The 12,322-nt window shown below is 69.3% G+C and carries 9 protein-coding genes; 1 reads left to right on the forward strand and 8 read right to left on the reverse strand.

The genetic code is table 11. The features are described from left to right. The first annotated feature begins 56 nt into the window (after positions 1-56). On the forward strand, positions 57-1,835 hold the full coding sequence (locus QP512_RS19580) for a monovalent cation:proton antiporter-2 (CPA2) family protein (RefSeq protein ID WP_286070339.1): 1,779 nt from the start codon (positions 57-59) through the stop codon (positions 1,833-1,835). Positions 1,836-1,920: 85 nt separating this feature from the next. On the opposite strand, the gene QP512_RS19585 is transcribed toward QP512_RS19580, so the two are convergent. The 8 genes from QP512_RS19585 to QP512_RS19620 form a co-directional block, all read right to left on the reverse strand. After that, positions 1,921-5,259, reverse strand: a complete 3,339-nt coding sequence (locus tag QP512_RS19585; RefSeq protein WP_286070340.1) for an ankyrin repeat domain-containing protein — start codon at positions 5,257-5,259, stop codon at positions 1,921-1,923. After that, the gene (locus tag QP512_RS19590) at positions 5,252-5,512 is read right to left on the reverse strand and encodes a YcgL domain-containing protein (protein WP_197581819.1); all 261 of its coding nucleotides are present in this window, start codon (positions 5,510-5,512) and stop codon (positions 5,252-5,254) included. The genes QP512_RS19585 and QP512_RS19590 overlap by 8 nt, the downstream gene beginning before the upstream one ends. A gap of 164 nt (positions 5,513-5,676) precedes the next feature. After that, complete coding sequence (locus QP512_RS19595; RefSeq protein ID WP_286070341.1) at positions 5,677-6,915, reverse strand: beta-ketoacyl-ACP synthase; 1,239 nt, start codon at positions 6,913-6,915, stop codon at positions 5,677-5,679. Next, positions 6,915-7,646, reverse strand: coding sequence for a 3-oxoacyl-ACP reductase FabG (gene fabG, locus QP512_RS19600; RefSeq protein ID WP_286070342.1), 732 nt, complete (start codon positions 7,644-7,646; stop codon positions 6,915-6,917). The genes QP512_RS19595 and fabG overlap by 1 nt, the downstream gene beginning before the upstream one ends. Further along, positions 7,643-8,098, reverse strand: a complete 456-nt coding sequence (locus tag QP512_RS19605; RefSeq protein ID WP_286070343.1) for a hotdog family protein — start codon at positions 8,096-8,098, stop codon at positions 7,643-7,645. Before QP512_RS19605 ends, fabG begins: the two co-directional genes overlap by 4 nt. Next, positions 8,095-9,279: a beta-ketoacyl-ACP synthase gene (locus QP512_RS19610; RefSeq protein ID WP_286070344.1), complete on the reverse strand. Its 1,185-nt coding sequence runs from the start codon at positions 9,277-9,279 to the stop codon at positions 8,095-8,097. The genes QP512_RS19605 and QP512_RS19610 overlap by 4 nt, the downstream gene beginning before the upstream one ends. Continuing rightward, positions 9,279-9,764 (reverse strand): DUF3261 domain-containing protein, encoded by a 486-nt coding sequence (locus tag QP512_RS19615; protein ID WP_343229524.1) that lies wholly within the window; start codon positions 9,762-9,764, stop codon positions 9,279-9,281. The genes QP512_RS19610 and QP512_RS19615 overlap by 1 nt, the downstream gene beginning before the upstream one ends. A gap of 214 nt (positions 9,765-9,978) precedes the next feature. After that, the gene (locus tag QP512_RS19620; protein ID WP_286070346.1) at positions 9,979-12,321 is read right to left on the reverse strand and encodes a hypothetical protein; all 2,343 of its coding nucleotides are present in this window, start codon (positions 12,319-12,321) and stop codon (positions 9,979-9,981) included. Between the last annotated feature and the right edge of the window lies 1 nt (position 12,322).

Genomic DNA, 12,322 nt, shown 5'->3' on the forward strand with positions numbered 1-12,322 from the left:
CGCTTTCTCCACCCGAACGGACGCACAGCGGGCTCCCCCGATGACCAGGTATTCCCATGCATAGCGGTGGTCTGGAACTGGCCCTGGTGCTGCTGCTGGCGGCGGTCATCGCCGTGCCGGTGTTCAAGAAATTCGGCTTCGGCGCGGTACTGGGCTATCTGGCGGCCGGCGTGGTGCTGGGCCCGGACGGGCTGGGATTCGTGCAGGACGCCGACCGCATCCTCGGCGCCGCCGAGATCGGCGTGGTGATGCTGCTGTTCGTGATTGGCCTGGAGCTGTCGCCGGCACGCCTGAAGGTGATGCGGCGCTCGGTGTTCGGCGCCGGTGCGGCGCAGGTGGCGCTGTCCGGGCTGGTGCTGGGCGGCCTGCTGCTGCTCGACCACTTCCAGTGGAAGAGCGCGCTGGTGGTGGGCGTGGCGCTGGCACTGTCGTCCACGGCGGTCGGCCTGCAGCTGCTGTCCGAGCACAAGGCGATCAACAGTGACCACGGCCGGTTGGGCTTTGCCATCCTGCTGTTCCAGGACCTGATCGCGATTCCACTGCTGGCGGCCATTCCGCTGCTGGGCGGGGTGAAGAACGAGACCCTGCGCCTCGAGGATGCAATGGTGGCGCTGGGCGCTCTGGCGCTGGTCATCCTGTGCGGGCGACCGGTGCTGCGCAAGGTGTTCAGCATCATCGCGCGCACCCGCAGCCCGGAAGTGTTCACCGCCACAGCACTGCTGGTGGTACTCGGCACCGCCTGGTTCATGCAGGAGGCCGGCCTCAGCCCCAGCCTGGGTGCGTTCCTGGCCGGTGTGCTGCTGTCGGATTCGGAGTTCCGGCACGAACTGGAAGCGCAGATCGAGCCGTTCAAGGGCCTGCTGCTGGGCCTGTTCTTCATCGCGGTGGGCATGGGCATCGACCTGGATCGCATTGCCGCCGAACCGTGGCTGATCGCGGCCGGCGTGGCGATCCTGCTGGTGGTCAAGTTCGGCCTGCTGTACGTGATCGGTCGCATTGCCCGGCTCAGTTCGCGGCAGTCGCTTCTGCTGGGCAGCGTGCTGTGGCTGGGCGGCGAATTCGCCTTCGTGGTGTTCAACGAAGCACAGCGCGCGCACCTGCTGGGTAACGCCAACCACGACCGGCTGGTGGCGATCGTCGGCCTGTCGATGGCGATCACGCCGCTGCTGATGATCGCGCTGCTGAAACTGCTCGGTCAGGAGAAAGCCGCTCCACGCGAGCCGGCCAACGCCGACAAGGTGGCACCGGACAACCGGCCGAAGGTACTGATCGCCGGCATGGGCCGCTTCGGCCAGGTGATTGCGCGCCTGCTGACCGCGCAGAAGGTGCCGTTCGTGGCGCTGGAGGCGAACCCGGATACCGTGGCCGACCTGCGCCGCTTCGGCAACCAGCTCTACTACGGCGACCCGACCCGGCCGGAGATGCTGCGCGCGGCCGGCGGCGAGCACATCGATGTGTTCGTGATCACCGTGGACGACCCGGAAACCAACCTGCGCGCGGTGCGCATGGTGCGCCGGCTGTACCCGGACGCGACGGTGCTGGCGCGTGCGCGCAACCGCCAGCATGCGTGGCGGTTGATGGACATGTCGGCCGAGCCGTTCCGGGAAGTGTTCGGCACCAGCCTGGAGATGAGCGGGCGCGTGCTGACTGCACTGGGCGTGGCGCCGAGCGTGGCCGAACGCCACGTGCAGCGTTTCCGCGAGCATGATGAGCAGCTGCTGCGCGACCAGTACCTGGTGTACGACGACGAGGCGGCGGTGATCCAGACCTCGCGTGATGCACGCAACGACCTGATGCACCTGTTCGAGGCCGACGCGGAAAGCGACGACACGTAGGCGTGCCGACCCACGGTCGGCACCCACCGTGGGCAGCATCGGCCCCACCCGATCGATGGCGGCCGGCACTACCCTCTTCCAGAAATCAGCCGTTGTCGCGCAGGAACCGCGCCATCGACGAGACACCCGGCACGCGCGGTTCGAACTCGCCGGCCACGTCGATGAAGCCGCGCATCACCGCGATCTCGCGTGGGCTGCGGTTGAGGCTGTCGCGCACTTCCGGATCGGCACCGGCCCGCAGCAGGCGCTGCACCAGCAGGGGCAAGCCATGCAACGCGGCCAGGTGCAGCGGGCCGAAGCCGCGCGGATCACGCACGTCCAGGCTGACGTCTTCGTCCAGCAGGCGTTCCACCGCGGCCATCACCACCTGCTCGTCGCAGGCGGTGCCCGGCTCGGCGCGTGCGCCCAGCAGCAGCAGCAGCGGCGTGACCGAACCAGCGGCGGCCTGGTCCGGTTCGGCACCGGCCAGCAACAGGGTGTCGAGCAGGGCCAGCAGGCGCGAACGGTCGCGGGCACTGAAGCCATACAGCGTGGCACAGTGCAGTGGGCCCAACTGCTGCGCGTCACCGGCGTGCACGTCGGCACCGGCGGTAAGCAGGCGCGCGACGATATCCGGCAGGCCCAGCGCCGAGGCCAGCATCAGCACGGTCACGCCGCCTGGCAGGCGGTGTTCCAGCTTGGCGCCGGCGTCGAGCAGGGCCGAGACGATATCCACCTGGCGCATGCTGACCGCCGCCGACAGCGGCGTAGCCCCACTGGCCGCCGCGTGCTGCGGATCAGCGCCGCGCGCCAGCAGCAGGTCGGTCACCGCCAGATGGCCACCACCGGCGGCGCGCAGCAGCGCGGTGCAGCCCTGCGCATCGACCGCATCAACGGCGAAGCCCAGATCGATCAGGCGGCGCACTGCATCGACGTCACCGGCCATTGCAGCGGCCGGCAGATCGGCCTCGCGCAGGGTGCGGCGCGGCAACGGCCACACCCGCCAGTCCAGCCAGTCGGCCAGGTCGCGGCGGCCAATCGACAGCGCCACGCCCAGCGGCGTCTGGCCATCGGCGGCACGGGCTTCCGGCGAGGCACCGTGCTGCACCAGCAGCTTCAGCGCGGCTTCGCGGGCCAATGCGGTGGCCAGGTGCAATGCGGTCATGCCGTGGCTGTCACGCGCTTCGCGATCAACACCGGCCTTCAGCAGGGCCTGCTGCAGGCGCAGCCAGCCCAGGCGCACCGCCAGCGACAGCGGCGGATCGCCGGCCGGCGAAGCTGCGAACGGATCAGCGCCACGTTCCAGCAGTTCCAGCGCCAGCTGTTCCAGGCCACGGGCGGCCTGATCATGTTGCGCGCAGGCAGCGAGGAAGCGCGCAAGGCCACCCCGACCCGCTGGCGACAAGCCACGCTGCAACATCACCTGCAGCGCCGGCACCGCATCAACGCCGCGCGACAGCAGGGCGAACATCGGCGTGTCCGAGCAGGCGTCACGCACGTAGGGATCGGCACCGTGGGCCAGCAGCCAATCAACCGCGCGCGGCTCCAGCGCCAGCTCCGGGTCGAGCAGCAGGCCGCCCAGTTCTTCCGGCTGGCACAGCTTGGCCAGCGCGGCCATGCCTTCGGTATTGCCGAAGCCCAGCGCTTCGCGCAGCAGGGTCAGCGGCGGGCGGTCCGGCAGCAGGCCGCTGGCACTGGCGGTTTCGCCACGCTCGGCCAGGCCGTCACTGACCGCCGCCGGCAACGGGTAGGACGGGTCCAGCAGCGCAACGATCGCCCAGCGACCTGCTTCGGCGGCATAGTCCACCGCGCGACGGCCGGCCGGATCGGTGGCATCGGCAGCGATGCCCAGTTCCACCAGGCGCTTGATCAGCAACGGTGAGACATCGTCGGCCATCGCCGCCAACTGCACCGCGTTGCGACCCTCGCCGTCCACGGCAACCAGGTCCGGCTTGTGCGGCAGCAGGTGTTCGACCACCGCTGCGCGACCGGCACGCGCGGCTTCCAGCCACGGCGTGCGACCGAGCGCATCGCGCGCTTCCAGATTGGCGCCGGCGGCGAGCAGCACGCCGATGATTTCCACATGTCCGGCCAGCGCCGCCTCATGCAGCGCGCTGCGGCGCTGGCGATCACGCGCGTCGGCGCGCGCCTTGTGCTTGAGCAGCAGCTGCACGCCCGCCGGATCGTCATCTTCGGTGGCGGCGGCGGCCAGCAGCACCGGGGTACCCTCGGCCGGTTCGCTGCGCGCACCGCGTTCCAGCAGGAAGCGGGCCAGGCGCCAGTTGCCCACCTGGCAGGCTACCGCCAGCGGCGACCAGCCATCGCGGTTCAGCGCGTCGACTTCGGCGGCGGCATCACGCAGCAGCGCGGCCACACCCGGGTCGGAACTGCGCGCGGCATGGTGCAGCGGCGTATTGCCATCGCTGTCGGTAGCACGCGAATCGGCACCGTTGGCGAGCAGGGTCATCACCGCTTCCGGGCGGCCATGCCAGCTGTCACGCGTGGCGGCCAGCAACGGCGTCATGCCGCGGTGCGGCGCGTTCACGTCAACGCCGCGGGCGATCAGTTCGCGCAGCAGGCGCAGGTCCGGCAGCACCGCGGCCAGCACCGCCAGGCTGCGCTGGTCACGCCAGTTCGGGTCGGGCAACGCATACGGATCGGCACCAGCCTGCAGCAGCTGCAGACCGCGGTCGATGCGACCCTGGCGGGCGGCTTCATACAGTGCCGGAGTCAGTTCCTGTGGCGCCATCGCCTCCAACGGCGCGGTTTCGGCCGCCGCGGCAAACAGCGGTTCGTGGTCGTTGCTGGTCGTGGCCAGCGGGCTGCTACGCAGCGAGACCAGCGGCGCAGGCGCGACCCGCTGCAACAGCAGGTGCAGTACCGGCGACAGCACCAGCACCGCAAGCACGGCCGGCCAGCGCGCACTTTCCGGCAGCAGGCCCGGCCAGGCCGGCAGCACCACCAGCGCCGCCAGCGCGACCACCAGCGCGGCCACAGCGAGGCCACGCCAGGCGGTCAGGTCACGCCCGGCCAGCGCGTGCCAATGCTGGGCCAGGCTGCCATCGAGGCGTTCAACGTCGTTCCACAACGGCCAGGTGCGCCAAGCGGCGAGCAGGCCGGCACTGACCAGCACGCTCAGGCCCAGCACCGCCGCCAGGCTGCCACTGTCACGCAGCGCGGCCAGCGGCCAGGCCAGCAGCAGCGCCAACAGCAGCGGCGCGGCGGCCCACAGTGCCAGCAGTGCCGGCAGGTCCTGGCGGGCGACCACCTTCAGCGGCAGCAGCGCGCGGCTGCGGCGCCACCACGACACCCCCAGCGCGAACGCTGGCTGCGCCAGGGCAGCAAGGATGGCGCCCGGAACACCGCCCACGGCGGCGCCCAGCGCCAGTACAGCGCCCACGGCAAAGGCGATCGACAGGGCCCGCGGACGGGAGGCGTCAGTCATAGTGGCGCGGCATCAGGCTGGCCACCGACGGCGGCACCTGCAGGTAGAACCCGCGCTCGTTCATTTCACTGCGAACTTTGTCCGGGTCGGCCTGGGCCAGGCGGCGCTGGGCATCCAGGGCCACGTCCAGGACGAAAGTGAGCGTCCCCAGCGATTTGAGCAGCGGCGCAGGCAGCGCGCTGAAATCTTCGCGTCGGGGAACGTAGACGTAAGTGTCCGGCTTGAGTTGGCTTTTATAGACGTAGGCGTGCATGTCCGCGGGACGATAACCCGGGAAGAGCCATGATTGTGTCGGAAAGCCGACACCGGGGAAAGCCGTCGGCCGACGATGACGGCGTGATCGGCGGCGTTTCAGCGGCGAGGTTCAGCAATGTGGCGGCGGCGTTCAGCCTCGCGCACGCTCTGCCGGCGGCAAGGTCAACTGCGCCAGCGGCGGAACAGCAGGGACGTGTTGATGCCACCGAACGCGAAGTTGTTGCTCATCACGTACTCGGCCTGGAGTTCGCGGCCCTGGCCGGTGATGAAGTCCAGCTGCCCGCAGCGCGGATCCACCTCCACCAGGTTCAGGGTCGGGGCAAACCAGCCGGCACGCATCATCTCGATGCTCACCCAGGCTTCGAATGCTCCGCAGGCGCCCAGCATATGGCCGACGTAGCTCTTCAGCGAGCTGATCGGCATCCGCGGGCCGAACACCTGCGCCGTGGCCTGGGTTTCGGCGATGTCGCCGTGATCGGTCGCGGTCCCATGCGCGTTGACGTAGTCGATCTGCGCCGCGTCCAGTCCGGCGTCTTCCAGCGCCAAACGCATGGCTTGGGCCATGGTGCCGGCACTGGGCTGGGTGACATGCTGGCCGTCACTGTTGGTGCCGTAACCCACCACCTCGGCAAGGATCGTTGCGCCACGGGCCTGTGCGTGGCCCATTTCCTCCAGGATCAGGGTGCAGGCCCCCTCACCCAGCACCAGTCCATCACGGCCAGCATCGAAGGGACGTGGCGTCGACTGCGGTGCGTCATTCCGCACGCTGGTCGCGAACAGGGTGTCGAACACGGCGGCGGCGGCGGCGTCCAGCTGCTCGGCGCCACCGGCCACCATCACCGTCTGCTTGCCACTGCGGATCGCCTCGTACGCCGCGCCAATACCCTGGCTGCCGGACGTACAGGCACTGGATGTGGTGTAGATGCGCCCGGACAGACCGAAGAACACGCCGATGTTGACCGGCGCAGTGTGGCTCATCATCTTCAGGTAGGTGGTGGCGCTGATGCCTTCGGTGGTGAACTCGTTGAGCATGCGGCCAAGTTCGCCGATGGCCTCATGGCTGCCGGAGGACGAGCCATAGGCCACCCCGGTGCGGCCGCTGCGCAGCACCGGATGGTCATGCAGCCCCGCTTCGTGCAGGGCGATCTCGGTGGCACGCACCGACATGATCGCCACCTTGCCCATCGAACGGGTGCTTTTGCGGTTGTAGGTCGGCGGCAGCTCGAACGGCTGCGCCGGTGCGGCCAGCTTGGTGTTCAGCCCGGCGTAGACATCCCACTCGGGCATCACGCGCACGGCGTTGCGGCCGCTGCGCAGGTGCGAATGGATGGTCGGCCAATCGTGGCCAAGGGGACTGATGGCCGCTGCACCGGTCACCACCACGCGGTGATCGGCGGTCATCAGAGCATGCCTCCGTTCACCGAAATCACCTGGCGGGTGATGTAGCCGGCAGGCTCGGACAGCAGGAAGGACACCGTCGCCGCTACTTCTTCCGGACGACCGACGCGGCCGGCAGGAATCAGTTTCAGCGCGTGCTCCACCACTTCATCGTTGAGCATCTCCGTCTCGATCAGGCCCGGCGCCACGCAGTTGACCGTGATCTGGCGGCTGGCCAGTTCCAGTGCCAGGGCCTTGGTCGCCCCGATGATGCCGGCCTTGGCTGCGCTGTAGTTCACCTGGCCACGGTTGCCGGCGATACCGGACACCGATGACAGGGTGACGATGCGGCCAGGCTTGCGCCGCCGCACCATCGGCATGATCAACGGATGCAGCACGTTGTAGAAGCCATCCAGATTGGTGTGGATGACCTGGTCCCAATCCTCCGGCGACAACGCCGGGAACGCACCGTCGCGGGCGATACCCGCGTTGCAGACCACGCCGTAGCAGGCCCCGTGCGCATCCACGTCGGCTTCCAGCGCGGCCCGCGCGGCCTCACGGTCAGATACGTCGAAGGTGAGCACGCGTGCCTGCCTGCCCAGCGCCTGGATCTCGGCAACCACCGCCTGGGCTTCCTCCACGCGGCTGCGGCAATGCACCACCACGTCGAATCCATCCCGCGCAACGCGCAGCGCGATGGCGCGGCCGATCCCCCGGCTGGCACCCGTCACCAGCACGCATCGATTCCCAGTCATGCCTTTCCACTCTCCAGATAAGCCTTCGCGTCGGTCGGTTCGTACACCGACACGTTGGCAATCGCCCACTCTTCTTCGCCCGCCAGGATGCGGCAGGCGAACATCCCCAGCCCATTGTCGCCCAGCAGCTCGCGACGCGCCTGCACGCGCAGGCGGGTTCCGCTCGGGAAACCACTGCGCAGGCTGCTGTAGCGCCGACTGCCAAGCAGGAAGCCCAGCTGCGGCCCCGCGCCAGCCGCGCGCGCGCGACACCCCGACCAGGCCGCAATGGCCTGCGCCATGTACTCGATGCCGATCCAGGCCGGCATTTCACCGTTCTCGATGAACAGACCCGCCCCGGGCACCACCAGTTCGGCCTCGATGCTGTCCTGGTCCCAGTGCAGCACCCGTTGCAACAGGCACATCTCCTGGCGATGCGGCACCACGTCTTCAATTGCGTAGAGAGGGTTCATCGACGCTCCAGTGCCAGCACGGCATTGCTGCCGCCAAAGGCAAACGAGCTGCTCAGGATCCGCTGCAGCGGCTGCTCCAGCCGTGTACCCGGCGCCACCAGTGCCAGTTCCGGCAGTGCCTCGTCCACCGCGCCGTCCCACCAGTGCGGTGGGAGCTGCTGCAGTGGATTCTCGGCCAGCAGGATCCAGCACAATGCCGCCTCGATCGCGCCCGAGGCGCCAAGCGCGTGCCCGGTGATCGGCTTGGTCGAACTGGCCGGAACACCGGTGCCGAGCACCGCCGAAACCGCCAGGCTTTCCATGGCATCGTTGTGGCTGGTCGCGGTGCCATGCAGATTCACGTAGTCGACATCCGCGGCCGACCAGCCCGCCCGCTGCAGCGCCTGCTGCAGGGCGTCGATGGCGCCCTGGGCGTGCGGGTCGGGTGCGGACATGTGGTGGGCGTCGGAGGATTCCCCCCATCCCGCCAGCGCCACCGGGCCGGTGTCGCGGGTGAGCAGGAACAACGCCGCGCCTTCCCCGATATTGATGCCGGACCGATGCTGCGAGAACGGATTGCAGCGCAGGTCGGACACCGACTCGAGCGCACTGAAACCGGCCACGGTGAAGCGGCAAAGCGAATCCGCGCCGCCGGCGATCACTGCGTCGACCACCCCGGCGCGCAGCAGGCGCGCCGCCGACATCAGTGCCTTGGCACTGGATGAACACGCCGTGGACAAGGTCCATGCCGGGCCCTGCGCACCGCTGCGCAGACGCACGAACTGCGCGGCGGTGCCCATTTCCTGCTGCGCGTAATCGTAATCCGCCGGCCAACGCCCCTCCGTGGCATGGGTGCACATGGCCCGTTCGCCTTCGCCAATACCCGATGTACTGGTTCCCAGCACCACGGCCACGCGCTCGGCGCCATAACGGGCGATCGCCGCGCCCACTGCAGGCGCGATCTGCGCCAGTGCGACCGCCAGCAGCGCGTTGTTGCGACCGCGCAGGCCCAGCGGCAGTTCCTCCAGCGACGGCAACGGCGTGCACACTTCGCCCAGCGCCAGGGTGCGCCCCGGCAACAGGCTGTCGTTGTTGCGGAGCCCGCCTGGCACCTCGGCGAACATCGTCTCCGCAACCGCCGCGCGGCCATCACCCAGCGCGCAGACGATGCCCAGATCATTGAGGAAGACGGCCGTGTCCATCATTCCTGTCCCGCCATATCGATCGATTCGATGCGCAGCGCGTAGCCTTCCGCACGATTGTCCAGCTGCAGGCTGCCATCCTCCAGGCGCTGCAGCTGCAGCCACGCCACGCCCGCACGCGACAAGGTGCGCAGGTGCCCGTCGTCAGCCACCTGCCAATCGGCCGGCAGCACGGCAGCGATCGCGGCCGTCGGCCACAACGCGAACTGCAGGTCATCCAGCACCCGCTCCGCCCGGACCTGGGGCGGCAGCCACGACGCACGCTGCTGGGTCAGCTGTTGACCATCCCAGCGCAGGCGTACGCCGGTCTGGCCCATGGCCTGCACCGCCAGTTGCACCTGCTGCGCATCGGCTTCCAGCAGGGCGTCGAGATCACGTTCGTGGCGCCCGAAGCGAAAATGCAGCTGCTGCTGCAGCGCCACGGGCGCCGGCAGGCTGGAAGGGGCCAGGCGCAGCGGCGGCAGCTCCACCTGCGGTCTCGACATGCGCCCAGCGCAGGCGGACAGCAGCACGCACAGCAGCAGAGCCGCAGTGCGGCGCACGATCAGCGCTGGCACGTGGCCTCCGGCACACGTACGGGGCAACCGCTGTGGATGGAATGGTTCATGTGACGCCCTGCCGGCTACGGGGTGAGGGGGTAGATGATGTTCTGGAACCGGTTGCCACGCCAGCGGCGTGGATGCCTGCGCGCGCTGCGATTCAGGACGGTGGTAATGCATGGGGTGGTGGCCTGAACAACGGCGAGATCAGCCAGACCAGACCGATGCCGAACAGCAGGGTCAGGCCGAAGGCCCGCAGCGCCGGGGTCTGCGACAGCCCCAGCAGGCCGAACGACAGCCAGGTACTGGCCGCACCCACGCACACCGCCAACCAGGCACTGGCGTCGCCGCGGTGCTCGATCAGGAAGATGCCATAGTCGATGCCCATGCCCAGCAGCAGCATCAGCGCCAGCACGTTGAACAGCTGCAGCGGCTGGCCGAACAGGCCCAGCAGGCCCAGGGTCAGCGCACCGGCGATCAGGGTCGGCGCGAACACGCGCCAGGCCTGGCGGCGGTAGCGCAGCCACAGCGTGCCGAACACCAGCGCGATGCCGATCAGCAGCAGCCCACCCATCAGCTTGCGGTAATGGCCGAGCAGGTGTGAGAAGTCGGCGGTGCGGTCGACCCAGCGCACGCCGGGCAGGCCTTCGGCGGCCCCACGCAGGGTCGCCAGCGCGTCGGAGCGCGACAGATCATCGACCATCACCACGCTGATCATCTGCCCACCCACCTCGCCCACCCACAGGTGGCGGAACGGCTGCGATGCCGGCGACGCCAGGAACGCCTCGGCGGTCAGCGGCGATGCGGCAAATGCCGGGCGCGGCAGCGGTTCACCGACCGCCTCCGACACCGCCGACAGCACGCCCGGTTCCACCTTCGCGGTCAGTGCGGCATCCGCCTGCTGGCGCGCCGGCGACGGCAACCAGTCACTGATCGCACGGTATCCGCCGATGCGCTTGTCATTGGCCAGTACGCGCAGGCGCGACGTCAATGCCTCTTCGCGCTGCAACACCTGGGCTGCATCACGGCCCTGCACCAGGTAGAACTGTGCCGGGCTGGGCATGCCCAGCAACTGGCTCAGGCGGATCTGCTCGGCCATCAGCGCCGGCGGCGAGGACTGCAGGCTGCGCAGGTCGTCGTCGCTCTGAAGGCGTGCGATGCCGACCGCGGACAGCGCCAGCGCGGCCACCACGAAGATCGTTACAGGGCGACGTCCATGCAGGCGCGGGAAGCGCTCCAGGGTGTTGCCCAGCCACTGCGAGAAGCGGGTCCGGCGGATCTCGCCGCCATCGAGCCACGGGAACCAGAAGATCACCGTGAGGAAGGCGGCGGCCAGGCCGACCACCGAGAACAGCGCCATCTGCCGCAGTCCCGGGAACGGCGTCAGGCCAAGCGCCAGGTACGCCAGTGCGCTGGTCAGCAGGGCCAGCCACAGGCCGGGCAGCAGGTGCCTCAGCAGTTTCCAGCGGCGGTCAGCCGGTTCGGCCTGGCGCGATGCGAACCAGTGGATGCCATAGTCCTCGGCCACGCCCACCAGCGATGCACCGAACACCAGGGTCAACACGTGCACGTTGCCGAACACCAGCACGGTCACCGCCAGCGCCACGCCACAGCCGATCAGCAGCGACGTGGCCACCAGCAGGATCGGCCGCAGCGAACGGAACGCGAGCCACACCAGCAGCAGCACGGCCGCCAGCGAGCCCCAGCCGATGGTGTTGATCTCCCGGTTGGCCTGCACCGCGGCCGCTTCGGCATGCAGCGGTACGCCCGCATGCAGGATCTCCAGATCGGGGGCGGCCCCCCTCGCCGCCTGCCCGGCACGCTCCAGCAGGCCATCCAGGTGGCGCTCGCCATCGAGCCTGAACGCAGAACCCGGAGTATCGAACTGCAGGACCGCCCAATGCTTGCCTTCGGCGTCAAGCAGGCCATCGTCGCCCAGGCGCAGCCCGGAACCCTGTGCCTGCTGCTGCCACCACTGCGGCCACAGCGACAGCGGGTCCTGCCGCCACTCGGTCAGGCGTGGGGCCCCCATCGGGCCGTACAGCGCAGCCAACGCCTGCTCGGCCAGCACACCGGGTTCAGCGTTCTGCAGCTGGTCGCGCTGGGCCGGCGTCAGCAGGCGGTCGCGGTACGGTGCGTAGAACGCGCGCGCCTCGTCGAACCAGCCCTCGATGGAACCACTGGGCACCAGCAACGCGTGGTCTGCGTCCTGGGCCATGGCACCGGCGAAAGCCGCCTGGGCGCGCTTGGCGGCAGCGCCGTCGCTGCTGCCGAGCAGCACCACCACCTGCCGCGAGCTGCCATCGGCGATACGACGGGTGACATCGCTCAACAGGCGGTCGTGCGCGTCCTGCGGCAGCAGCGCCAGGATGTCGGTATCGATCCGCGATTGCTGGCTCCACAGGTGCCACTGCTGAACGCCCAGCGCCAGCAGCAGCACCAGCCAGGTGATGCCCAGCCAATGCCACCAGCGCCGCAAGCGCTCCGGCAGGTTCGACGCCATG

Source organism: Stenotrophomonas sp. 57 (assembly GCF_030291075.1).
Classification (GTDB): domain Bacteria; phylum Pseudomonadota; class Gammaproteobacteria; order Xanthomonadales; family Xanthomonadaceae; genus Stenotrophomonas.

Bases quoted from the DNA above. Each gene is read 5' to 3' on its own strand.
- QP512_RS19580 (WP_286070339.1), top strand. From the start codon at position 57: ATGCATAGCGGTGGTCTGGAACTGGCCCTGGTGCTGCTGCTGGCGGCG.
- QP512_RS19585 (WP_286070340.1), bottom strand. From the start codon at position 5,259: ATGACTGACGCCTCCCGTCCGCGGGCCCTGTCGATCGCCTTTGCCGTG.
- QP512_RS19590 (WP_197581819.1), bottom strand. From the start codon at position 5,512: ATGCACGCCTACGTCTATAAAAGCCAACTCAAGCCGGACACTTACGTC.
- QP512_RS19595 (WP_286070341.1), bottom strand. From the start codon at position 6,915: ATGACCGCCGATCACCGCGTGGTGGTGACCGGTGCAGCGGCCATCAGT.
- fabG (WP_286070342.1), bottom strand. From the start codon at position 7,646: ATGACTGGGAATCGATGCGTGCTGGTGACGGGTGCCAGCCGGGGGATC.
- QP512_RS19605 (WP_286070343.1), bottom strand. From the start codon at position 8,098: ATGAACCCTCTCTACGCAATTGAAGACGTGGTGCCGCATCGCCAGGAG.
- QP512_RS19610 (WP_286070344.1), bottom strand. From the start codon at position 9,279: ATGGACACGGCCGTCTTCCTCAATGATCTGGGCATCGTCTGCGCGCTG.
- QP512_RS19615 (WP_343229524.1), bottom strand. From the start codon at position 9,764: ATGTCGAGACCGCAGGTGGAGCTGCCGCCGCTGCGCCTGGCCCCTTCC.
- QP512_RS19620 (WP_286070346.1), bottom strand. From the start codon at position 12,321: ATGGCGTCGAACCTGCCGGAGCGCTTGCGGCGCTGGTGGCATTGGCTG.